This is a genomic window from Nitrospira sp. CMX1 (assembly GCF_054902215.1).
In genome coordinates this window covers 126,527-151,284 of sequence record NZ_JBUBKD010000074.1, presented here as the reverse complement: position 1 = coordinate 151,284, position 24,758 = coordinate 126,527, and the positions used below count along the sequence as shown (strand labels likewise).

Genomic DNA, 24,758 nt, shown 5'->3' with positions numbered 1-24,758 from the left:
AGGGCCGAGTTTCTCAATCCGATTTTGCCGATTTGTTTGTGTTGGTATCAAGAATCCCAACGTCGGCTGTGAAACCGTCATCCTGTTGGATCAGGGAGACGCGAAGCACCTCACGTTTCGTCGACTGAAATATTCGCTGGGTAGGCCATGAGTACAGCGTCGTCTCCCACTACGTGCTGAGCCTCGCGGTCCAAGCGGTATATTCGGCTTATGATTGTGAACTTGTGGTCTTGGCGAAAGATTTGCGAGCTCCTTGGTTACGGTCAATCCTCAAAACATTCTCCACTGTAACCGTCTTACCGTCAGCATTTGTGAGATGAGTGCCATGAAATGGCAGGATGTTGCGGAGGGCACCGGCTCGCATACAGGTCCTATGCGTAAAGGTATTCGCCCCTATTGGCTCTGACCCGATGTGCATGCGTCGCTTCGCGGTGCGGGACTTCGACCCGACTTGTGATGCGACAGGGACTCTCCATCTGCTGTGAATTCGGGACAGCATTCACGATTTCCAATTGAAACCTTCCACGAGGTTCAACCAGTCTCATAAGAATCTACTGGGTTCAAGCTTCAGGAGGAGTAGGGCGGGTTCGAAACTGAGCAATGTGCTTGTCAATCTAGCGGAACAGCAGCTCGTAAGCAGATTTGTTGGCTCGCTCCATGGCCATGAGTTGTCGTCGAATGCCCTGATCCTCTGTTCGGGCGAATCTTGCTAAATTGACTAGTTCGAGGTGTTCCAGTGTCTGGGCTTCTTCGGATTCGATCAGATCGATCGCACTTTCTAATACATCCAGCAGGACTCCGTTAGAGGCCTGGACCAACGCGCGTGCGGCTGCATCGCGATCCGGGTCCCGACGTCGACCGGGCATATCGAGATGGGTGTCGAACAATAGCCCTCGCAGCACATTCCATGTCGCATGTGTGCCGAAATTCCGTCCTTCGAAGGCCATCAAACAGAAGTCCCACAGCAAGTCGACACGTGGATCCATGAAGCGATACTCAGCCTCAAGCGACGATCCGTTGAGACGTCCTTCTTCACGTAACCGTCGTTCGATCGGTGTTCCCACATACGGCAAGGTTCGGCAAAACCCCGCCACTGCCCAGCCGTCTTCGGTAAACATGCGGAGGAATCCCATATTGTTGCGCGCGGTCTGTAGAGTGGACCAGGGTTCCAGTAACATGAATCCAAAATCGAAACTAACATCCAGCTCGCGGAGAATCTTTCCTGCATGAAGATGGACTGTCGGTTTCAAATGTTTGTTAAGAGCGGCAAGACTTGCATCATCGCCCCCTTCAACACCCATGTAGACATGACATAACCCTGCGGCGACGAGGGGGGCCAGCAGATCGGTGCGGATTTCGTCTGATCGGCAGGCGATTTTCCAGCGCATTTCTTCTTCTAGTCTGCGGCGAACGATTTCGCCGGCCACCGCTTTTGCCCATGCTTTAGCCTCCGTCCCACCTGCAAGAAAGTCATCGTCCTGGAAGAGGATGAGCTTCACGCCACGTTCTCGTACTAAATACTCCACTTCATCCACAACTTTGACTGGATTGCGGCGACGACGTCCGGTCGTTCCATTCGCCTCATAGAAGGTAATGATGGAGCAGAACGAACATTTCCATGGGCAGCCGCGTGATGCCAGCACCGATGCCGTGGGAAGATCTTGCCGTCGATAGTCGATGTCACGGCGATCAGGCTCGGGGAAATCATCGATATGGGTACGACCTTGGCGAGGTGGGTTGAGCACGGTCTTGCCCTGATCCAGCCAGGCAATGCCGGGAATTTGTTTCCAGAGTGGTGGATGATCGAGTTTTTCAACAATCTCGATCAACGTATCTTCGCCCTCGAAGCGAACGACGGAGTCGAGCTCGGGAATGTGTCGGAACAATTCCTCTGGCTCGAAGGAGGCATAATGTCCGCCGATGGTGAAGTGTGCGTGTACGCCGGCGCTCCGTAGTGCACGGATCACCCGTGCAAATTGCGGGACCATATATTGGAAGATCAGCGAAAACCCTACAATATCAGGTTGCTCGGTTTGAATGAGTTGCAGCAAGGGCCCCAGATCGTTGCCGAAGGCAACGATCCGGGTATGGTGCCCCTGTTGCAGCAACCGACTGGAAAGATACCGAATTCCAAGGTTATCCTGGTCCTCGTACCCAACCAGGAGAACGCGCCGACTCAACACATTCATTTTCTGGGTTTCGCGTTCTTCATCATGGATTCTAACGTTCGCAGCGCCGCTTGGCCTCGGAGCAAGGTTGCCTTCGTCCCCGCAATCGTGCGCTTGAGGTCGGCAGGTTTCATCTTCTTGGCCGCACCAAGCAGGCTTTCAAACGTGTCGAATTCCGTGACAGCTCCCCCTCGTACGACGTCAAGCGATTCACTGATCAGTTTTAACCGAATGATATCTTCAGGGGACGGGTCGCCTTTATCGATGAACTTGCTTGGATCAAAGGCTCGAATGAGCTCAATCAGTTTTTTGAAAATGTCGACGTCAGGTTTCGCCGGCAGGACATAGCCCGCCATGAGAAAACTGCTGTTATTCTGGGGGACCATGAAAAACGGCGACGTCGAATTAGCGATACCGGTCACTCCGCTGCCTGAGGTGATGTCGTCGTCGTTTTCTTCAAAATAGCCGATGCCATCTCCACCATAGATGAGCTGTTGCCATGAGGAAAAGCTTAACAGTGGATCGCCGAGATTGCGTTGGACATGGTCTTTGGCATGGATCGTTGCCGCTCCCCACTGTGTGAGAACAACATGATCATCGCCACCGCCTGGCCATGCGACCGGTGTGCCGCCTGGTGCATTGACAAATGTGCTGCCTGGCCCATCGATCGGAGTTGGATTAATCGGTCCAGTCCCGACCCAATGGGTAGCTGTTATCACGCGGGGTGGTCCTGGAGGACCATCCGTAGGAGTGCCGTAGTAGGCAGCGGCAGGCCACTCGGACCAGTTGGTAGGATGATTAAAAGTCCAGCGAACTTTACGCTTGCCGGTAATACGACGGCCGGTATCCCAGTAAAGGAATGACCGGGATATCCCATCAGCGTCCGGCAAGGACGGGGGTGCGGTTTGTTCAACTGTGGTGCCGGCAGCGGTGACTGTGACATCAAGTGATCCGAACGAACTGAGATCAGTCGCCTCGGGAAATAATTTCCCCTTCGTCGTAAAGTGCCCCATAGCAACGTCCCTCCCTTTCGTGAATTGGTCTCCTGACGATAGGACGGGTATTACTATCTCACCGTTCATTAATTAAGAAAACCGAAATGCATCTCCACGTAGGGGAGTCTGAACGGCTCGAACATATGAACTCAGCGAGAGTGTTTAGGCAGTATGCGTTTGATATGGGAATACTCCCCGTATCTGGATAGTCGCCGAAGAGTTTGGTGTGCTGAGTATCGAGAGAACGTAAACACGGGCATACTCGTTTGGCTTACACCATGATTCCAAATCTATGGACAAAGCATTGTGGACGGGGTGACCGCAATTCGGTTGACGGACCCCATGGATCTGACGTATCGTGAGCGATCCATACTGTCAGGGTACAAGGCTGTCTTGTAGAGCCTGAACGAAGGAGCTACGACGACCATGAAGATATATCTCGCTAATCCCCGTGGGTTTTGCGCCGGAGTCGATCGGGCGATCGATATCGTGGATCTGTCGCTCAAAAAATACGGCGCGCCGATCTATGTTCGGCATGAGATCGTGCACAGCCGCCATGTCGTGAATACCCTTCGGCGAAAGGGCGCAGTCTTCGTGGAAGAGTTGAACGAAGTTCCTGAAGGGTCGGTCGTGATTTTCAGTGCGCATGGTGTCGCGAAATCGGTCTGGGAAGAAGCAAATCAGCGACGTCTCCATGTCATTGACGCTACCTGCCCGCTCGTGATCAAGGTTCATAATGAAGTGAACCGCGACTATACCCAGGGCTATGAATTGATCCTCATTGGTCATGCCGGTCACCCGGAAGTGATCGGGACGTTGGGGCAGGTTCCCGACAAGTTTCACTTGGTGTCCTCGGTGGAAGACGTGGAAAAGCTTCAAGTCGACAACACAGTGAACCTCTCGTACGTCACCCAAACCACGTTGAGTGTTGATGAATGTCGGGACATTGTGGGCGCGCTGCATCAGCGGTTTCCGAACATCAAGGGGCCCCATCAAGAAGATATCTGTTACGCCACGCAGAACCGGCAGAATGCAGTCAAAGAGTTGTCACGCCTCGTGGATGTTATTCTCGTCATCGGGTCGCCGAATAGTTCCAATTCCAATCGCTTGCGGGAATTAGGAGAGCAGTGTGGCATTCCATCCTACCTCATCGATTCGGCTGCCGATATTGATCCGGTCTGGCTCGAAGGAGCCAAGGCCGTCGGCATTGCCGCCGGTGCGTCGGCGCCGGAAATTCTGGTCACGGAAGTCGTCGCGTTCTTGAGGGCGTCGGAGCCGTTCGAAGTCGAAGAATTGACCGTCATCGAGGAAGATGTCGAATTTCTTTTACCGAAGGAACTGGTTCAAATCGAGTCTTCGAAGAAGTCGATGGCCGGCGTGCCCAGATAGTGTCACAATCGAACATGCGCTCACTGCCCATTCTCTCAGCTGTAGACGGGGCCCGTTGTTGTGGGCAGTGAGTGAGCGACATCCTCCATTTAGATTCTATTCCTAACCATGCCTATAAATTGTAGTGGTATGGCTTTCATCCCCTAGCTGCTGTGTTTTGATTTTGATTTCCTAAGACCTCTGTGGTACAAGGTCCCGGAGTTTTTCGTTCCCAGGCGCATGCTCGTCGCGTACGGGTGGCGCGTGTAACCTTTAAGGTGAGCTGATGCATTTAAAGACCATGAATATGACGGGTTTCAAGTCGTTTGCTGAGGCCAAAATTGAATTTCCCGAGGGAGTGACTGCAATCGTCGGTCCGAATGGAAGCGGGAAAAGCAACGTCGTGGATGCCATCCTCTGGGTACTGGGTGAGCAGAGTACCAAGACGCTCCGAAGCGAAAAGATGGAAGACGTCATTTTCAACGGAACTGAATTGCGAAAGCCTCTGGGGATGGCTGAGGTTTCTCTGGTGATCGGCGGGCTTGACCCCACGATGATGAAGCTGGACGGAAGCTCCGGTCTTCCCAACGAACTGACCGACATGCAGGAGATGATGATTACTCGCCGGTTGTACCGTAACGGCGAAAGTGAATATCTCCTTAACAAAATCCAATGCCGACTCAAGGACATTCGCAGCTTGCTGCTTGATACGCGCGCGGGAAGCAAAGGGCATACGGTGATCGCCCAGGGACAGATCGACCAGATCTTGAATGCTTCGCCTCAAGACAGGCGTGAGTTGATCGAGGAGACGGCGGGTATCGTCCGTTACAAAAAGCAAAAGGCCGAGGCGCTGCGTAAGCTGGATGCCACCCAGCAAAATCTTCTCCGTGTCCGAGATATCGTGGCCGAGGTTAAAAAACAATTGAACTCTCTCGAGCGACAGGCGCGACAAGCGCGGACCTATCAGGCTTTGCAGGGAGAGGTGCGCGAGATTGAAGTAGCATTGCTGACCAAAGAGTTTCTGGTCTTGCGGCAAACGTTGCAGGAGGTCGAGAGCGACGTGCTGAGCCTTGACCGGCAAGAATCGGAGAAGGCGGCTGAACAGGCGCGACTCACGACGGATCTTGAACAGGCACGGCTCGATGCGATTGGCATGTCCGACACCATGGCTAAGATTCGTGAAGAATTGGCGGGCGTTGAGCAGCAACAAGCTCAGGCGTTGACCGCGGCGGAAGTCGAGCGGAGTCGAGGGCAATTGTTTGAACAACAACAGGTGCAGGAGTCGGCTGAACTCGAGGAACTCGTTCGTTCACAGGGACAGGTCTCCGAGACGCTGCAGACGATTGAGACCTCCCTACGATCGGTGGAAGAGGAGATGGCGCTTCGAGTTCAGACGCTTGAGGAGTTGGACCAGGAGCTCATGCGCTTGATCAGTCAGCGGGCAGCGGCCGTCTCAGAAGAGGAGCGAGGCCGTAAGGATGTGTTGCAGCTGGCTGTTCTTGTCGCAAACACTGAACAGACGATCTCGCAATTGGCAAGACGGATGGAAGACCTCGTGGGGCGCGGCGCACGGCTGACTGCGGAACGAGAGGATCTCGGTGGTCAGCGTACCATGGCGATCGATCGGCATGACTCATTGCGGAAAGAGTATGGCGATGTCGATCGGCGGGTGTCGGAACTGCGCACGGAGTTGCGGGCGGTACAGGAAGAGGCTGCTCAAGCTGCGGGGAGTTTGCAATCGTTGGATCAGGTGATTTTGCGGCGGTCGGAGGAGCTGGCGGGAGTCGATTCACGTCTTGAGGCGCTCCAAAGTGTGGTACGTGAAGAAATGGGCTACGGTCGACAGGGCGAACAACAAGGGCCTGCCCTCAAGTCGTGTGAAGGCGTGCGGGATGCGGTGGCCGAGTGGTTGGTCATTCCTTCCGGAATGGAACGTGCGGTCGAGGCGGTGCTGGGGGAGCGTGTTCGCGGATGGTTCGTGGATGAGCCGTCGGTCGGCAAACGGCTGATTCAGTTCCTCCAACAGGAGGCGCTCGGGAGAGGCAGTTTTATCCCGCAGCGTCCACGGTGGGACGGGGCTTCGACGCCCTCATGGTGGCCGGCAATCGCTGCAGAGCCCGGTGTGGTCGGGCGAGCGGTCGATTTGATTCAAACTGATGCAGCTCGATCGGCGGCTCGCGATGCCCTGTTTGATCGTGTGGTGATCGTTCGGTCCTTGGACCAGGCGTTGCAGCTGTGGGAACGACAGGAATGGGGCGCTCCTCACGGACCGATTCTCGTCACTCTGGATGGAGAAGTCGTGGATGCCTCCGGAATCGTGACGGGTGGTCAGGTGCAAAGTACGCCAGGTCTGCTTGAGCGTCGTCGAGAGGTGATCGACCTCGAAACCAAACGACAGTCCTTCGTGGCGGAACTTGATCAGAGTAAGCAACAGCGGGACATGGTTTTTGCACAGATTCAGATGCTCACGCAGCGTGACCGCCAGCTCGGAGATGCTCTGCGCGATGCGGAGATGCAGAATCTGTCCTTGCGCAAAGACGAGGAAAAGCTCCAGCATGTGTTGGCCGATCTCGATCAGCGTTTGCAGGCGGTGGACGCAGAGATTCAGGAGGGCCTGAGTGAGCGAGGGAGGGTGGAGGACGAATCACACTCAGTTCAAGCCCAACTGGGGCAATGGATCGCCGAGAAAAATGGACAAGATGCGTTGGTAGCAAGAGTGCGAGAACGTCTAGGGTTGCTTGACCAGACCATGAACCAGCATCAGGAACAGGTTACTCAGGCCAAGCTGACCGTGGAGGGATTACGTGCAAAGCGGGAACATGAACAGCTGAATCGTGCCCGCGTGACGCAGCAGATCCAGGAGTCCGAAGAGCGGCGCCGCATCCTGGGCGAACACCTAGACAGTTTGAAGGGCTTGATTGAACGGAGTCGAGAACAACAGGTTTTGCAGGAGACGCTTTGCCGGGACCGCGGAGTGACTGCCGGGCAGGTGAAGGGCGAATTGGTTGCGGCCCAGGAACGACAAGCGCAGCACATGGCCACGAGTCAAACACTTGAAGCCGGATTAGAGGAGATACGGCGGGGGATGTCGGTCGTCCGAGATGCCCGCATGACTGTGGAGGTTCGCCGTGCCGAGGTGCGGATGCATTTGGGGACGGTGGAGGGTACGTTGGCCGGCACCTATCAAATTGATCCACTGACACTCATCGATACTCCACCGCAATCAGACGGCTCGATGGGCGAAACAGATGTCGCCCCGCGACAGGCGGCGGACGAGCGTTCGGATGTCGAGCTGAAAGAACAGTTGCAGAAACTTCGTGATCGGCTGGATCGCATGGGGCCCATCAATCTGGCCGCAATCAGCGAGCATCAGGAATTGGAGGAACGTCACACCTTCCTCTCGGCGCAGGAGCAAGACCTCTCAAACTCGATTGCCTCTTTGAAGGAAATCATCCAACGTATTAATCGGACCACAAAGGAAATGTTTGCCGCCACCTATGATGAATTGCAGCAGAAATTCACCGAGGTGTTCGGACAATTTTTCCCGGGAGGACGGGCTGAACTGCAGTTGATCGAGGAACCGCCGTTGGAAAACGGAGAACCGTCCGGCAATCAAGAGCCCGGCATTGAGATTGTTGCTCAACCTCCAGGTAAGCGGCTCAAAAGCATTACGATGCTGTCGGGTGGTGAAAAAACCTTGACGGCGATGGCGCTCTTGTTTGCAAGTTTCCTCATCAGGCCGACTCCATTCTGTCTGTTGGACGAAATCGACGCGCCGCTGGATGAAGAAAATATCGGGCGGTTTACGGCGGTCTTGAAAGACTTGGCACAAAATGCCCAATTTCTCGTCATTACGCACAATAAACGCACGATGAGCATCGCTGATTCGCTCTTCGGCGTGACGATGGAAGAACCCGGTGTGTCGAAGCTTGTGTCCGTAAGACTTGGAGAGTTGCAACCGGCTTAATGGTTTGATCACGGACGAGCGGCCATGTTTCGATGCTACTCTCCTCAGGATCTGACTCTGCAGAGACCGATGGGTTGCTCTGAACCTGTGTCTATACGATCAGCGGTCATTCTTCTTCCAATTGAATTGTTTCCACATGGACTCGGGCAATGCCCTGCTCGACGAAGCCGAGTTGTTCGGCCGCTCCCCGGCTCACGTCAATGATGCGCTTGCCGGAGTCGGGGTTGTGCTGACTGGGAAAGGGGCCACGGTCATTTACTCGGACGATGATCGATCGTCCGTTCTCGATGTTCGTGACCTGCACGTGAGTCGGGAGCGGCAAATACTTATGGGCTGCCGTCAGCGCTCTGGGGTTGAACAGCTCGCCGTTGGCCGTCATAGAGCCTCCTGGTTGCCGCTTCGTTTCTTCCCCATACCACGAGGCCAATCCCGTTTCTTCGTAGGTCTGTGCACTGGCCACGGTCATTGGAGTATAGCGGGAACCCTTGACGGTATAGGGAGCTGTTTTCACACGTCCTAATCGAATCGCTTCTGTGACCGGGAGGCCGTCGATGGTTTGGAGATCTTCCCTGACCAAGGGGTAGTCCAATGGAGCACGGACGACTTCGAAGGTAAACTTGCCGATCTGATAGACGAGTTTCGTCGTTTCTTTCGTGAATTGATACGTTCCTCGTACGACCCAGAGGGTTCCTTTGATCGTACCCTTGACGATGCGATAGCCGGTCTTGATCGTTGAGCCGGTTGTCTTGAGTACCGAGCAAGAGGTGAGGGCGATCATGGAGATGGTCAGCAACCAGAGCGGGATCATGAGGCAGTACACCCGCCCACTTTCATGAGGAATTCGACCGAGGTATCGATGGAATCTCACGACAACTGTAATGATGGACCAGTTCTATGTGGGTGGCAAGGCGAAGGCCAATCAAGAGCACAGTACTTTACAGCAAAGGATGATCAGCCTGTGACTCCTACGTCGACCATGCCGCGAGTGAAAGATGTGGGGGATCAGTCCTGTGAGAAAACGGGGGTGGTTCAATAAGTCTCAAGTCGGAAAGGTGGTTTTTATATGAGAGGAGGATAGGCTCGAGTATTCTGTGGGTGTAGCAATAGGGAGATGCTACTGATAGCAGGGGGGGGGTACTCATGACACCTGTTCAAGGACCAGTCAGGCACCCATATCAGCAATCGGTCGACGAGCTTGCTCGCACTCGGGTGATTTGGGAGACGCTTTGTCGCCCGAGTGGAAAAATTGAAGGAACGTCTGTTTGCCAAGCAGATGAGGAGCTGGGGGATCATCCATTGGCGCCTGCCATGGGGATTCTCAATGGACTGCGGTTAGCAGTCGTCATGTGGGGCTTTGTTTTCCTGGGTCTTGTCTTGATATGGTGATCCGCCGGCTCCGCGTCGGGTTGACGGCGCGTTCCTCCAGTGACGTCCTTCTTGGGATCGTTGTCGTGCCTCAATCATAGGCGTATCGCATAGAGATGACGGTGCGTGCTGTCTCCAACCGATTTCATCAAGAACACGAGAGGACGCGTGTGAGCTTCATCGCCATACCAAAAACCGCATCGCGTCTTGTCTCATACTAGGTCCTTCAAGCATCTGTTCCTGATCTCCGTGATACTACTATTCTCAATGACCGGGGGCGCCTGAATCTGATAGAGACATCAGACACTTCTGCCTCCCCGTGCTTGACTCGATTTTGGGTGTCTGTTATAACGCTCCAGTGCTTGTGTAGGTTTTTGCAATCACATACAGGGAGACCTGTTGTAGATGATGGTTTCTTTCCTGCCGTGCTTTATTGTGTTGAGTCCTAACCATTCATGAACCTCATTAAGACGATTTTTAACCGCCTCTCTGACAGCTTGCTCTCCGGGATGCAGGAGAGGCTTGATCCTGCAACCGAGTTCACCCCTGTTGCACCGCTTCGCCTGGTATCGGAGAGACCGGTCGTGCTTGCCGCATTAGATGCGTCGACAGTGCGTCGTCCCATTAGTCATGCTATGGGGCAGCCGGATTCGGTTGATGATGCGATCAAGCGGAGCCAGTCCTGGTTTTTTACCCGCCAACATGCTGAGGGGTACTGGGTTGCCGAGCTAGAAGCCGATACCACCCTCACATCTGAATATGTGATGCTTCGCCGGTTCCTCGGCCGAGTGGATCTCGAACGAGAGCTGATGGCGGTTCGATATCTCAAATCGATGCAGCTTCCCGATGGAGGGTGGCCCATTTATTATGGAGGGCCCTCTGAGATCAGCGCCTCGGTGAAGGCCTATTTTGCCTTGAAACTGAGTGGTGTATCTGCGGATGAACTGTTCATGGTTCGGGCTAAGGAACGCATCTTGGCCATGGGTGGGGTCCTCCAGGCCAATGTGTTCACGAAAATCACGCTGGCGTTGTTCGATCAGTATGATTGGGAAGGGGTTCCCCACATGCCTGTGGAGATCATGCTGCTTCCCAAGAAATTCTATTTCAGTATCTATGCGATTTCCTATTGGTCACGGGCGGTCTTGATTCCATTACTGATTGTCTTTGCCCACCGGCCAGTCTGTCGGATCTCACATGAACAGGGGATCGATGAGTTGTATCCCATCCCGCGTGAAGAGGTGCGGTACTGGAAGTATCCTCCCTTCAACAAGGATCAAGCCTGGTTTACCCCGCACAACTTCTTTGTCGCGTTAGACTTTATGTTGAAGTTGTACGACCGAATGCCGATGAGGGCATTACGAGAGAAGGCACTGCATAAGGCTGCTTCCTGGATGGTGGATCACCTCAAAGGATCCGGGGGGCTCGGTGCGATTTATCCGGCGATGGCCAATTCCATCATGGCGCTCAAATGTTTGGGCTACAAAGCCGATGATCCGCTTGTCGTCAAGGCCCTGCGTGAGATCGAGGAGCTGGAAGTCTATGATTCAGTGATGGTGAACGGTGAGTCTGTGCCTACCCTGCATTTGCAACCTTGTTTTTCACCTGTCTGGGATACGGCGTTGCTGACGAATGCGTTGATTGAGGCCGGGGTGCCGCATGATCACCCAGCGCTCCAAAAGGCAGGTCTCTACCTGATGTCCCGCCAAACTAAAACGATAGGGGATTGGATCATTTCCTCGCCGAACGCTCAACCTGGTGGATGGTATTTTCAGTTTGAGAATGAGCTCTATCCGGATGTCGACGATTCCGCCGTTGTGATCATGGCGCTCTCTAAATTGAAGATCCCCGGTCGAGATGGTGAACTGGACGAGTCCATGCGCCGTGGTATGCAGTGGGTCTTGGCTATGCAAGGTTCGGACGGCGGGTGGGGCGCGTATGATAAAGACAATAACCGAGTCGTCTTCAACTATATTCCGTTTGCCGACCACAAGGCGCTGTTGGATCCCAGTACGGCTGATCTGGCCGGGCGCTGCTTGGAAATGCTCGGTGCATTAGGGTATGACCAAACCCATCCGGCTGCGGGACCGGCGCTGGCCTTCTTGAAGAAAGAACAGGAGGAGAACGGTAGTTGGTATGGGCGGTGGGGTGTCAACTACATCTACGGGACATGGTCCGTGTTGGCCGGCCTACGTGCCATCGGCGAGGATCTTTCGGCCCCCTATATTCGTCGGGCTGTGTCTTGGCTGGAATCGAAACAGAATTCCGACGGCGGGTGGGGTGAGTCCTGTCTTTCCTATTGCGATGATGGTGATTACCACGGAAGAGGCGAGAGTACGCCATCCCAAACCGCATGGGCGCTCATGGGCCTGATGTCGGCTGGAGCAATCGATTCCTTCAGTGTGGCGCGCGGTGTGCAGTACCTCCTTCGGCAACAAACGAAGGATGGATCTTGGCAGGAGATTGCCCACACCGGCACGGGATTCCCTCGTGTTTTTTATCTTCGCTATCATTGGTATTGCCAGTACTTCCCCTTGTGGGCGTTGGCCATGTATCGCAACGTGCGTGCTCGTGGGAAAACACGGGCCGATGAACTGCGCCATCACCTCAAAGGTGCTGACCTCCCTCGGGCCGAGCATTGACCTCCGCCGGTCTTCTTCCTGCGCTTTCTTTGAACGGACAGCCGAGCACACGCATTGCCATCTTTGCTGCGACGTCTTGGGAAATGAGGGCGATACGAGCGGCGTTCTGTCCGGTGGTGGAGCGAACGATCGGGGGAATTCGTGTACTCGTGTGTACGGGCGGAGAGCGGGAGTATTGGCTGGTTCAGACGGGTGTCGGTCCGGAAAAGGCACGGCAATGTGCTGGGCGGCTGCTCCAAGTCCAATCCTTCTCCCTTCTGATCTCAACAGGGTTTGCCTGCGCACTGGTCGCCGCCGACATCGGCGTGCTCTTAGTCGGTCACGAGGTTGTGTCTAGAGGTTGGGCAGGTGCGGAGTCGTTGCAATCTATCGGCGTATCAGGCGAAGAGCGAGATCGTATGGCCACATGTATCCACGCAATAGTACCGGCCGCACATATGGGGCGGTTTGTCTCAACTGCGCAAGTGATCGGCAGTGCGATGGAAAAACGCGCGGTTGCAGAAAAGACGGAAGCGATCGGCCTCGATATGGAGAGCGCAGCCTTGGCGATCGAAGCGAATCGAGCCCGCACGCCGTTTATCATTATTCGAACGGCCTCGGATCTCCTCGATGAAGATCTTCCGCTTGACTTCAATCTCTTTCTCAGGCCCACTGGGTGGCTTAAAGGGATCGGGAGTATTCTGGCTGCCCCATCGTGCCTCTTGGGGCTGGTTCGGCTTCGTCGTCAAAGTATGATCGCCGCAGAAGCTTTGACGGTGTTTTTCCGGCACTATGCGGCAGCGATGGCTCAGTAAAGACAAGATTGTGCGTCGACACCGTGATTACGACATTTCTTGAAGCACTAGGGCGTAGGGCTCTCATCTACGTGGCCGAAATGGGTCGCATGCTGATCTTTGTCGTGTCGGCCTTTGGCTGGTTGGCACGTCCCCCGTTTCGAGTCAATCAAACCGTCAAGCAACTCCATTTTATCGGCTATAAATCGACGTTTGTCGTCGTGCTGACCGCGACGTTCACGGGTATGGTGTTGGCGTTGCAGGGGTATCATACATTGAGGAAGTTCGGATCGGAGGGGTTGCTTGGCGCAGCCGTGGCGGTCAGCATGATTCGTGAGTTGGGGCCGGTGCTGGCTGCACTTATGGTGACGGCAAGGGCTGGGTCTGCCATGACGGCGGAGATCGGAATCATGCGGATTACGGAACAAATCGATGCGCTCGATACCATGGCCGTCAATCCACTCCAATACCTCATCGCGCCGAAGCTGGTTGCAGGGTTGATCGGTGTGCCGCTCTTGGTCGCGATTTTTGACGTCGTGGGAATTTACGGTGGTCATGTTGTGGGAGTTGAGCTGCTTGGGGTGAATGCCGGTACGTACTGGAACTCCATTGAATCCGCAGTGGAGTGGAAAGACGTCTATGGAGGCATTTTGAAATCCATCAGTTTCGGGCTGATTATCAGTTGGGTTTGTTGCTATAAGGGATTCTTTACCAGAATGAGTGCCGAGGGCTTGGGCAACGCCACGACCGAGGCGGTCGTCTTGTCGTCGGTCCTCATTCTCGTGTGGGACTATTTTTTGACGGCACTGCTTTTTAATCTTTAATTATGCTGAAGCTGGTCGGGGTGACCAAGACATTGGGCGGACAGCAGGTCTTGAGAGGCGTCGATCTGGCGGTGCCACAAGGGAAGCTTACCACGATCATCGGTCGCAGTGGAGAAGGCAAGAGTGTGTTGCTGAAACACATGATCGGCTTACTCCAGCCTGATGCGGGCGAAGTGTGGGTCGACGACGTCGAGATATCACGGCTGCGCGGGCATGCGTTGAACGAGGTCCGGAAGCGGTTCGCGATGTTGTTCCAGGGGGCGGCGCTATTCGACTCGCTGACTGTCTTTGAAAATGTCGCGTTCCCTCTCCGCGAAAGACTCCGCTTGAAGGGACCGGAGGTGACCAGCCGGGTCGAGGAGAAGCTGGATCAAGTCGGCTTAAGCGGAATGGGGCATAAGTTTCCGGCAGAATTGAGCGGAGGCATGCGCAAGCGCGCAGGGTTGGCACGCGCGTTGGTCATGCAACCGGAAATTATTCTGTTTGATGAACCGACCACCGGACTCGATCCGCTCATGGCCAAATCGATTCATGATCTGATTACAAGTATGCAACGAAAATTTAAGTTTACCGCTGTGATGGTGAGTCATGAAATTCCGGAAATTTTCGGGATTTCGGATTACGTGGCCATCTTGAAGCACGGGAAGATTGCGGCGATGGCCGAACCATCCGAGTTTCAACGTACCACGGATCCTGAAATCAAGGAGTTCATTTCGGTGGGAGGGACAGTGCTGACGGCAAGTCCCGGTTTTGCTCGCTAAAGGAGTCGCGTGATGGAGAAAGCCAAGCTGGAGATGATTGTCGGGGTCTTTGTGTTGATCGGGGTCATCTGCTTGGGGTATCTCTCCATCAAGCTGGGGAAACTAGAATTGATCGGCGGAGATGTTTACGAGGTTGATGCGCTGTTCAACTCCGCGACGGGATTGAAGTCGGGGGCGGCAGTGGAAATAGCCGGCGTTGAAGTGGGGCGAGTCAAGGCGATCAGCCTGAAGGAGGATCGGGCTCTCGTACGGCTGGGGTTGCACAATGGGACGAAGCTCTATTCGGATACCATTGCATCGATCAAGACGAGAGGGATTATCGGCGAGAAGTATCTGTCCCTATCGCCGGGTGGAGGGGGCGATTCGTTGAAGCCGGGTGATACGATTCGAGATACGGAGTCCGGCCTCGATTTAGAGGAATTGGTGAGCCAATACGTTCACGGGAAAATAAATTGATTGCGGAACCGACGGTATGTTGATGGAAATGACATCAGCGGGAGGAATTCATGGCGCATGGATTTGGCGAACAGGTGAGATATCTGCGCAAGCACTTACGAATTATCTGTTCCGTGGGAATTCTGGCCGTATGCCTTTCATGGGTTGGAGTAGAGCCTGCCATTGCTGGGCCACCCACAGAAGCAATGAAGGGGACCATCGACGAAGTATTGCGAATTCTCGCCAATAAGGAATTTAAACAGCCATCAAAAGTGGAAGAGCGTCGCTCTCTCCTAGAGAAAGTGATCGGAGACAGATTCGATTATGAAGAGCTCACGGAACGCGCGCTTGGGAAACATTGGAAAGGCGTATCGCCTGATCAACGCAAGGAAGTTGTCGATCTCTTCAGGTCGCTGCTGATCAAAACCTATGCCAATAGAATCGAAAGCTATTCTGGAGAAGGGGTTCAATATCTCCGTGAGCGGGTTGAGCATATAGAGGGGAAAGAATATGCTGAAGTACTTACTAAAATCCTATCTGAGAAATCAGCACTCCGAGCCGATTATCAGCTTATCCATAAGGCGGGAGATTGGCGTGTTTATGATGTGAAGATCGAGGACGTCAGTCTTGTGAGAAATTTTCGTTCACAGTTTGATCGGGTTATTGAAAAATCATCTTTTGCAGGTCTTCTGGAAGAGCTTCGAGAAAAATCCGGGAAGTTCAAGGCGCCATAGCGTCGTTTCTCAAGCTATGAACACGCATATGCGTAGCCTTGCGATTCGCTTTGTCCTTGCATTGCTCATGATCTTTTGTCTGGTGCCTCTCAATCAGGCTCAGGCGGAGGTAAAGCTTTTCCCAATTCCCGCCATCAGTACCAGCAAAAACGACGGCAGCGATTTCGGGTTGATTGTGCCGGCTCTCTTCACGGGACCGGATGGGGATCTGAAGTATTTGGTCGCTCCCATGGTGGTGCATAACTCGTTTGTCGGTACGCGTGGAACGGTCAATCTATTCCGCTATGAACCGGGTGGGAAAGAGCTCCGAGGCATTGCGTCCTGGTCGGAGCGTATTGAGCGGAAATTCTTGTTGAGCTATGTCGATCCTGGATTCAGTAATGGTCGATACAGCATCGGGTTCAGTGCCATGCACTTCAAGAACGCCACCATGCGTTTTTTCGGGTTGGGTCCGACGACTGCCAAAGGAGATCAGACGAACTACACGGCTTCTGAAACAAGACTGAATTGGAAGTTCGGTATCTATGCCAACGAGGTCACGCAAATCGCGGTCAGTCAGCGGCTGCGGCATATGCAACCGATCCAGCAGGGCGCCGCAGATCTGTTCCCATTTTCTGGCGACCTGTTTCCGGAGGCTCCCGGCATGGAGGGGGCCACGATTTTGGGGCAGCGGATCAGTTTCCATTACGATACGCGCAATAACCTCGTCACGCCTACCGATGGAATGGCCGTCACCGCCTATGCCGAGCTGAACTATAACTTTAAGCGGGGTGTAGAGCCGCTGTATTCGCGGTATGGGATCGAGGTCAAGAAGATGTTTGCGAGCGAATCCAAGCGCGCCATTCTCGTGGTTCGTGGTGAGCTGCAAGCCACCCTCGGCACCGACGTGCCATTTTATGAGCAAAGTTCACTCGGCGGGCAGAATAATCTGCGCGGGTTCGGAATGGATCGTTACATCGATAAGCAGATGATTGCGTTCAGTGTCGAAGAGCGGATTCATATTCTGCGCACTCGCCTTGCCGGGGTCATGGCGGATTTTGAACTGGCGCCGTTCCTCGATACCGGACAGGTGTTTAACTCATTCAAGAATGTGAGTTTCAAAGACTATCGGATCACGCCGGGTGTCGGATTTCGCGGAATCATCAGACCCAATGTAGTAGGGCGAATCGATTGGGGATTCAGCAAAGAGGGGAGTGCTATTTTTGCGGGGCTCGATTTTCCCTATTAACCAGTCGGTGAGATATCCTTCCTGCTTCAGCGGCGGGTGAGATCTTCAGAACGCTCGAAGTCGAATCTGAGTCGCCCATCGTATTCTCAACATGGGCTTAGGCAAGGTTCCTGCCGGTGAAGAGGCGAAGCACCCGCTGTGTCGTACGTGGAGCCTCCTGCACGTTGGCCCAAGGTGAAAGCCACGGAGGATGATGCCGTGTTCGGTCTCGACTGTGGAGGGATTGAGGGCTACGTTGAGGTTCCTCCGGACTGACAGCGTTCAGAGGATTTCGAAGGAGGCGCATCTTTCGTAAGTACTTGACTTCACATGGTTCCTGTGTGAAACTCCACCCAAAATTCGCTCCTAGCTCACATCACGGGCAGCGTATTCCTGCCAAAGACGGCAATCGTCGATGGTAGACCAACGAAGGAGACCATCCATGTCCATCTTGAAGAAGATCCATAGTCCGGCTGATCTGAAACGAGTATCTCCAGACCAATTTCCGGCATTGTGCCAAGAGATTCGTGAGCAGATCATCGGTGCGGTCTCCAATGTGGGAGGACATTTAGCCTCAAACTTAGGAGTGGTCGAGCTCACTGTCGCGCTGCAGTATCTCTTGGATACACCGACCGACAAGATTATATGGGACACCAGTAACCAGTCCTATACGCACAAACTGTTGACCGGTCGCCGAGAGCAGTTCCATACGCTTCGACAGTATGGAGGACTGAGTGGATTCTGCAAGCGTGAAGAAAGTGAATACGACACGTTCAATGCCGGGCATGCCGGGACTGGGGTGTCGGCTGCTTTCGGTATGGTGGAAGCCCGTGAGCAGCTGAAGCAAAAGCATAAGGTCGTGTGTGTCGTTGGTGACGGGGCGATGACGTCCGGCATGACGCTTGAAGGTCTGCACCATGCCGGAGGGCTCGGGAAAGATTTCCTCGTGATTCTCAACGACAATCAGATGTCGATCTCGAAAAATGTCGGAGCGATTTCTGCCTATTTGAGTCGGACGATTACGGGTGAGTTTTACGGGAGGATGCGTGAAGAGACGGGGCAGCTGTTGGGCAAGATTCCTCATATCGGCAGTGATATACAAAAGCTCGCCCGTCGTGCCGAGGAGCTTGCAAAGGGCGTGATTCTCCCTGGATTGCTGTTTGAAGAGCTTGGGTTTCAATATAGTGGTCCCATCGATGGGCACAACTTTGAGCATCTCCTCCCCACACTTGAGAACGTGTTGAAAATGAGGGGACCGGTCCTTCTCCACATCATTACGAAAAAGGGACTCGGTTATGAGCCGGCCATGAAGAATCCCGTGTGGTTTCATGCCTGCCCACCGTTTGTTCGAGAGACGGGTGTTCCTGCGAAAAAAGCCGCACGTCCTTCGTACACGGCGATCGCAATGGATGCGTTAGTCAAATTGGCTCGTGAAGATAAGCGCATCGTGGCCATCACGGCGGCAATGTGTGAAGGGACAGGCCTGACAGCCTTTGAGAAAGAATTTCCAGACCGCCTCTACGATGTCGGTATTGCGGAACAGCATGCCGTGACCTTTGCGGCAGGGCTTGCGGCGCAAGGACTGAAACCGGTCGTGGCGATGTACGCGACGTTTCTCCAACGGGCCTATGATCAAGTCGTGCACGACGTGGCGACGCAGAATCTTCCCGTGGCATTCTGTATTGATCGTGGCGGTCTTGTGGCTGAGGATGGAACCACTCATCACGGTGCCTTTGATTATGCCTTCCTGCGTCATGTTCCCAACATGGTCGTGATGGCGCCAAAGGATGAGAACGAGCTTCAGCACATGATGAAAACAGCCATGGAATACAATAGCCCGATTTCTGTGCGGTATCCGCGTGGAGTGACCCTGGGCGTTAGAATGGATGACGCTCCGCACACGCTACCGATCGGGAAAGGTGAATTGCTGAAGGATGGAACCGATGTGGCGATCATGGCGATTGGGGTCTCCGTATGGCAAGCGATGGAGGCCGCTCAGCGACTCAGCGAAGAAGGCGTCTCTACGGCAGTCGTCAATGCTCGGTTTGTGAAGCCCCTCGATCAGGAAATGGTCGTGGATGTGGCGAAACGCGTTCGGTATGTCGTGACGGTTGAAGAAGGCTGTAAGATGGGCGGGTTCGGCTCCGCGGTGCTTGAGACGTTGGCGGAGGCGGGTGTCTCCGGTGTGAAGGCCAAGGTGCTGGGTTTGCCTGATTGGTATATCGAACAGGGGCCGCAAGATTTGCTGCGAGAACGATATGGGTTGACGGCGGAGGGGATTTATCAAAGCGTCAAGGAGTTGATCGGCAAGGCCCCAGCGGGGAAAACACAGTTTGTCGGTGCCGTACATGCCGGTCATCTTCCACATGGCGATGAACAGGGGAGCTGACCCAAGAATACGGGCAATGTGAAAAGTAACCAGTAAGGAGCGAGTCGGTTTAGGACGATGCATATCACAAGGCGAAAAACTCGGCAAATTCAAGTCGGCACGGTGAAGATCGGCGGTGATGCGCCGGTGTCCGTGCAATCGATGTGCTCGACCGACACGCGCGATGCCACTGCAACTATCGAGGAGATCCGCCGATTGGAAGAAGTCGGCTGCGAACTCATCCGTGTTGCCGTGCCGGACGAAGAAGCGGCGGCCGCTCTTCCAAAGATCAAGGCGGCCATGACGGTGCCGTTGATCGCCGATATCCATTTTGATCATCGGCTTGCCCTGAAAGCCGCGCAGGTTGTCGATTGTGTCCGGATCAACCCTGGTAATATTGGCGCCTGGTGGAAAGTCGAAGAAGTTATTAAGGCCGTGAATGACCACGGCATTCCCATCCGTGTTGGAGTGAACGGCGGATCGCTCGAGCGGCACTTGTTGGAGAAATACGGCTGGCCTTCCCCCGAAGCCTTGGCCGAGTCGGCGTTGAACGCGGTGCGTTCGCTCGAGGATGTCGGCTTCACCAATATGAAGGTGTCACTCAAGGCATCCGATGTGCACCATGCGATCGATGCCTACTATCTCTTTGCGATGCAGTCGAACTATCCGTTGCACATCGGCATCACCGAAGCCGGGACGGCGATGACCGGCGCTGTAAAATCAGCCATGGGTCTGGGATATCTTCTCTCGCAGGGCATCGGAGATACATTGCGGGTGTCGCTTGCTGCCGATCCGGTAGAAGAAGTGAAGGTCGGCTACGAGATTCTCAAGTCGCTTGAGTTGCGGCATCGTGGTATCAATGTCATTGCGTGCCCCACCTGTGGACGGGTCGAGATCGATGTCGTCCGTATGGCGAATGAACTGGAGAAGAAACTCGGCCATATTAAGACGCCGCTGAACGTCTCTGTGCTCGGATGTGTCGTGAATGGCATCGGAGAAGGGAAAGAAGCCGATATTGGGATTGCCGGTGGCGAGGGAAAAGGTATTTTGTTCAAGAAAGGGAAACTCGTCAGGAAGGTCCCGATGGAAGAATTGATGGATACGCTGATTGTGGAAGTGGAGCAGCTTGCAAAAGAGAAAGAAGCGGAAAGAAACGGTGAGCTGGTTGCTTCCGGTGCTGGTGACGGATGGGAACCTCTGATTCCTCAGGGCGATCAGCCCTCGACGCTCGGTAAAGAAATTCCAGTCTTGCCTCACAGGTAGTTCAGCTCCCACGCTGCAGTGTTTCCGTACCCGACTTGATCGTAGGCCTAGCTCGTCAAAGAAACAATTGACGTGCTCTCGTGGCTCATGTCACTGTGCGTGGCACAATGCGATTGCAATCGATCATCCGATGGATTCGTGACTTGGCCGTCTCTCCTCTCTTTGTCCGATTGGCAAAGCTCGGCCTTACCATTGCTGCGGTCGTCCACGGCTACATCATTTCCTTTGGACGCTCGTATCACTTCCGGGACATTGATATCCATCGGGAGATCGGCCGGCGTTTTCTCACCGGCGATTACCTCTACGCCAATGACTACTGCTATATGTATTTGCCCACCACCGGGATCTATTTTGCTCCGCTGCTCATACTGGACAGAAATCCAAGTCTGGCCCTGCGGTATGCGGTGGCTATCGGATGTTTAGTCATGACGGTGATATTCTTTCACCGGATGGTGTGTTCTTCATCCGTAACGGAACCGTGGAGTCGATTGCTGATGGGAGTCGGCGCAGGAGCATTAACGCTCCAGTTCATCTTGAACGATCTCGATGACGGCGGTCCACATCTCATGCTGCTAGGGATTATCGCCGGTGGAATCTACGCAATATGGCTCGGGAGAGAATGGCTGGGAGCTGCCTTGATGGGATTCAGCATCGTCCTGAAGATTACGCCTGCGCTCTTCGTGCTCTTCTTGCTCTGGAAGCGGCAGTGGCGGCTTGCCTGGTACACGGTCCTCGCGACTGTTCTTTGGATTCTACTGCCCATTCTCTACATGGGACCGACGAGTTGGTGGGACCATCACATGGAATGGACGAGGAATGCGGTGTTATCGGTACTCGATCGACAGGTGGAGGGGCGACAGGAAAATGAGCTGCAGAAGGCCAACCTTTCGCTCCGCCATACTATGCTGCGGTACCTTGTGACGTATCCCCCAACTCATCGATTGCGGCAAGTAGATGAGAGTTACAAGCCGGTGTTGGATCTTCCTGCACCGCTGGCGAACGCTATTGTTGGAGTGGCTGTAATCTGTATCGTCGGACTATTCGCCTGGTCTAGTCGGCGAACATTTCAAGGGCCTGGAGATTCGGAATGGGGGCGAGAGTGCGCGGGAGTCCTCCTGTTGGCACTGTTTCTTTCACCCATCACGTGGGATCAGCATCTCGTTTGGATGATACCGGCGGCCTGTATCGTCGTAGCTGCCGCAACAAAGATGAGCGGAGCGTTGAGCCGCACAGGGTACACGATGTTGGCGGTGTATGTGGTCCTGACGATGGTACTGAATTATGAAGTCGTGGGGAGAGTCAGATGGGAAGCCTTGAAAAGTTATCATCACCTCGGTATTGCCATGCTCATCTTGTATGGTTTGCTTCTCAGTACGAAGGAGAGAGAGGCGTCCTCTCCCCTCCAGTCAGAGCCTATGCTTCCTGCCTCTCCTCGAATTGCAAATGAGATCTAATGGGCTTGTGTCGTTCTTGTCTTGAGTTCTAGAAAACGAAGCGATTATAATACCGGTTCTGGGGCGCCGTACCCAAGTGGTAAGGGAGCAGTCTGCAAAACTGCGATGCAGCGGTTCGAACCCGCTCGGCGCCTCCAAACCGCACGCTCGCTTCCCAGCTCATCGAACGTAGGTGCTCTTCATAAGAGCCAGGGAACAAACTCTTCAAGAGTGCTTTTGGTTACCCCGTGTTCTGTCCTCCTTGTTCTGTTGGCTGTGCTTCCCTATTGGGTGTCGCATCCTGCCTAGTCAAAGAGAAATAAAAACCTGAGAGGTCTTTCAGCGTTGACAGTGAATCAGGTTGATTGTTTGTGTCGATGAGATGGATCCTCGTCATACTCATTGCCTTCCATGTGGCGCCTGTCCGAGCCGAAGGCGAAATCTTGTTGCAGCCGTTGCACTCACCCTGGACATAGGTTTCATGTATGGTGCTTGGGAAGGCTCTGACGAAAGAGGAAGCCTCGACGGGCAAATGGGTGCTGGCTTCAGGCTGATGGAGATGAGGGGAGAGTAATTATGAGGCGAGTTCCCTCCTGGTCTGGTTGACAAGGAAATTGACGACTTATGGGTGAGATGTTACAATCCCGAACATTCTTGTGCTTCCAAGTACAGCTACATGACGTAGCTGTTCAGATATACAGGGCTTTCAAAAGTACAATCAGCTAGGTGAAGGAGAGCGGAATGGCTGTTCCGATTTCCCAGATGTATACCGTGGCGAGTTATGTCCTTTCGAATAAGCTGAAGGGGATCAAGCGATATCCCTTGGTGTTGATGCTGGAACCGCTGTTTCGCTGCAATCTGGCTTGTGCCGGCTGCGGGAAAATTCAGTATCCTGATCATGTTCTTGATAAGCGGTTGACTCCTGAGCAGTGCTGGGCCGCGGCTGAGGAATGTGGTGCGCCGATCGTCGCGATCCCAGGAGGGGAGCCGATGATCCATCCCGAAATCGGACGGATCGTTGAGGGCTTGGTGGCACAGAAGCGCTATCTCTATGTCTGCACGAATGCGATCTTGATGGAACGCAAACTCAAAGAGTTCACACCGTCGAAGTATCTGACGTTCAGTGTACATATGGATGGATTGAAGAAGGAGCACGATCTCGCAGTCTGCCGAGACGGGGTCTACGATGTGGCGGTCAAGGCGATCAAGGAAGCGCTGAGGCTGGGCCATCGCGTGACGACGAACACCACGCTGTTCGACGATGCCAACCCGGATCGGGTGCGCCAGTTCTTTGATGAGATGATGTCGCTCGGCGTGGAAGGCATGATGATTTCGCCGGGCTATAGTTATCACAAAGCGCCGGATCAACAACATTTCCTGAAGAAGGCCAAGACAAAGGAGCTGTTCTCGAAGATTCTCGGTCAGCCGAAGGGGTCGTGGAAGTTCAATCAGTCGCCGCTCTTCCTGGATTTTCTGATGGGGAAGAAAGAGTATCAGTGCACGCCCTGGGGGAATCCCACGTACAATGTGTTCGGCTGGCAGAAGCCCTGTTACCTCTTGCAGGAAGGGTATGCGAAGAGTTTCCGCGAGTTGATGGAGACGACGGCCTGGCAGGACTACGGCACAAGCGCCAACGAGAAATGCGCCGAATGCATGGTCCATTGTGGATATGAGGCTTCGGCGGTAAGTGATACGTTCGGCACCGTGTCAGGCTTTGCGCGTACGGCGAAGTTGACATTAATGCCCACCTCGCGATAATTGCGTCACACGTCATTCGTCGAACCATGGCACGAGTCTTTACGCACGCTTGACGGGGCCTTGTTATGACTGATACCAAGAGCCATTCATCCAGTCCATCCGGTTCCTTGGAAGGCCGTATGTTTACGCCGGCCACGGAACAAGAAAAGGCGGAGGCCATTGAGATGGCCTTCGATTACCGTGGCGATGTAACACTTGAGCTGGCATCGGGTGAGCGCATCGTCGGGTTTCTCTTTAACCGCCACGCCAGCGGAGAGTATCCCTCCGTCGATTTTTTTCCCGAGGACAATCCCTCCCCTCGCACTATCCCCTACGCATCGATCATCTCGATCGCCTTTACCGGCGAAGATACGGCAAACGGTAAGTCGTGGGAGGCCTGGGCGTCGAAAAAAGAATCCGAGCGCCGCGCAGAAGCGGCTCGCGTCGAAGAGGATGCACGCACACGGGGCTACCTCTAGCGAACCCTGAAAAGCGAAGCCGCGCGTGACCGACGGAACGCCTGATCGATGCGGCTCAGCTTTCCTGGTTATCCGGACAAAATGGATTTCGTCATCGCATTTTCTTCGCATCATCCCCGTCCGTGGGGCGTACTGAATAAAGTAGAACCTACCTGAGTCGAAGGGGATGGCAGAGCAGCTAGGGATCGCTCTCTTGCCCCGTGAAGCGTCGAAGCCTCACCCGTTGGGTGCCGACGGAGAGG

General features: G+C 54.2%; 17 protein-coding genes and 1 tRNA gene. 15 read left to right on the top strand and 3 right to left on the bottom strand.

What is annotated here, in order from left to right:
- Positions 1 to 614: 614 nt before the first annotated feature.
- Positions 615 to 2,189, bottom strand: coding sequence for a B12-binding domain-containing radical SAM protein (locus ACYX34_RS18940; protein ID WP_462078132.1), 1,575 nt, complete (start codon positions 2,187 to 2,189; stop codon positions 615 to 617).
- Positions 2,186 to 3,181, bottom strand: a complete 996-nt coding sequence (locus ACYX34_RS18935; RefSeq protein ID WP_462078131.1) for a hypothetical protein — start codon at positions 3,179 to 3,181, stop codon at positions 2,186 to 2,188. The genes ACYX34_RS18940 and ACYX34_RS18935 overlap by 4 nt, the downstream gene beginning before the upstream one ends.
- A gap of 408 nt (positions 3,182 to 3,589) precedes the next feature.
- On the opposite strand from ACYX34_RS18935, the gene ispH reads away from it, so the two are divergent.
- On the top strand, positions 3,590 to 4,552 hold the full coding sequence (ispH, locus tag ACYX34_RS18930) for a 4-hydroxy-3-methylbut-2-enyl diphosphate reductase (RefSeq protein WP_462078130.1): 963 nt from the start codon (positions 3,590 to 3,592) through the stop codon (positions 4,550 to 4,552).
- A gap of 265 nt (positions 4,553 to 4,817) precedes the next feature.
- Complete coding sequence (smc, locus tag ACYX34_RS18925) at positions 4,818 to 8,498, top strand: chromosome segregation protein SMC (protein WP_462078129.1); 3,681 nt, start codon at positions 4,818 to 4,820, stop codon at positions 8,496 to 8,498.
- Between the two features lie 106 nt (positions 8,499 to 8,604).
- On the opposite strand, the gene ACYX34_RS18920 is transcribed toward smc, so the two are convergent.
- A complete protein-coding gene (locus ACYX34_RS18920) occupies positions 8,605 to 9,306 on the bottom strand; it encodes a septal ring lytic transglycosylase RlpA family protein (protein ID WP_462078128.1) in 702 nt (233 codons plus the stop codon).
- Between the two features lie 1,012 nt (positions 9,307 to 10,318).
- Here ACYX34_RS18920 and shc point away from each other — a divergent pair.
- The 13 genes from shc (at position 10,319) to ACYX34_RS18855 (ending at position 24,516) form a co-directional block, all read left to right on the top strand.
- Positions 10,319 to 12,502 (top strand): squalene--hopene cyclase, encoded by a 2,184-nt coding sequence (gene shc, locus ACYX34_RS18915; protein WP_462078127.1) that lies wholly within the window; start codon positions 10,319 to 10,321, stop codon positions 12,500 to 12,502.
- On the top strand, positions 12,499 to 13,296 hold the full coding sequence (locus tag ACYX34_RS18910; RefSeq protein WP_462078126.1) for a 5'-methylthioadenosine/S-adenosylhomocysteine nucleosidase family protein: 798 nt from the start codon (positions 12,499 to 12,501) through the stop codon (positions 13,294 to 13,296). The genes shc and ACYX34_RS18910 overlap by 4 nt, the downstream gene beginning before the upstream one ends.
- 80 nt (positions 13,297 to 13,376) lie before the next feature.
- Positions 13,377 to 14,099 (top strand): MlaE family ABC transporter permease, encoded by a 723-nt coding sequence (locus tag ACYX34_RS18905; RefSeq protein ID WP_462078125.1) that lies wholly within the window; start codon positions 13,377 to 13,379, stop codon positions 14,097 to 14,099.
- A 2-nt stretch (positions 14,100 to 14,101) separates the two neighbouring features.
- Positions 14,102 to 14,860 (top strand): ABC transporter ATP-binding protein, encoded by a 759-nt coding sequence (locus ACYX34_RS18900; protein ID WP_462078124.1) that lies wholly within the window; start codon positions 14,102 to 14,104, stop codon positions 14,858 to 14,860.
- Between the two features lie 12 nt (positions 14,861 to 14,872).
- Complete coding sequence (mlaD, locus tag ACYX34_RS18895; protein ID WP_462078123.1) at positions 14,873 to 15,316, top strand: outer membrane lipid asymmetry maintenance protein MlaD; 444 nt, start codon at positions 14,873 to 14,875, stop codon at positions 15,314 to 15,316.
- Between the two features lie 113 nt (positions 15,317 to 15,429).
- The gene (locus ACYX34_RS18890) at positions 15,430 to 16,029 is read left to right on the top strand and encodes an MlaC/ttg2D family ABC transporter substrate-binding protein (RefSeq protein WP_462078122.1); all 600 of its coding nucleotides are present in this window, start codon (positions 15,430 to 15,432) and stop codon (positions 16,027 to 16,029) included.
- Positions 16,030 to 16,057: 28 nt separating this feature from the next.
- Positions 16,058 to 17,257, top strand: a complete 1,200-nt coding sequence (locus ACYX34_RS18885; protein WP_462078121.1) for a BamA/TamA family outer membrane protein — start codon at positions 16,058 to 16,060, stop codon at positions 17,255 to 17,257.
- Positions 17,258 to 17,678: 421 nt separating this feature from the next.
- A complete protein-coding gene (gene dxs, locus ACYX34_RS18880; protein ID WP_462078120.1) occupies positions 17,679 to 19,625 on the top strand; it encodes a 1-deoxy-D-xylulose-5-phosphate synthase in 1,947 nt (648 codons plus the stop codon).
- A gap of 57 nt (positions 19,626 to 19,682) precedes the next feature.
- Entirely contained in the window at positions 19,683 to 20,867 is a 1,185-nt protein-coding gene (gene ispG, locus ACYX34_RS18875; protein WP_462078119.1) for a flavodoxin-dependent (E)-4-hydroxy-3-methylbut-2-enyl-diphosphate synthase, read from the top strand.
- Between the two features lie 95 nt (positions 20,868 to 20,962).
- Entirely contained in the window at positions 20,963 to 22,321 is a 1,359-nt protein-coding gene (locus tag ACYX34_RS18870; RefSeq protein ID WP_462078118.1) for a glycosyltransferase 87 family protein, read from the top strand.
- 62 nt (positions 22,322 to 22,383) lie between these two features.
- Positions 22,384 to 22,458 (top strand) — tRNA-Cys (locus ACYX34_RS18865).
- Positions 22,459 to 23,041: 583 nt separating this feature from the next.
- Positions 23,042 to 24,058 carry an adenosyl-hopene transferase HpnH gene (gene hpnH, locus ACYX34_RS18860; protein ID WP_413936571.1) on the top strand — a complete coding sequence of 339 codons (1,017 nt, stop codon included), beginning with the start codon at positions 23,042 to 23,044 and terminating at the stop codon, positions 24,056 to 24,058.
- Between the two features lie 65 nt (positions 24,059 to 24,123).
- Positions 24,124 to 24,516: a hypothetical protein gene (locus ACYX34_RS18855; RefSeq protein ID WP_413936570.1), complete on the top strand. Its 393-nt coding sequence runs from the start codon at positions 24,124 to 24,126 to the stop codon at positions 24,514 to 24,516.
- Positions 24,517 to 24,758: the final 242 nt, after the last annotated feature.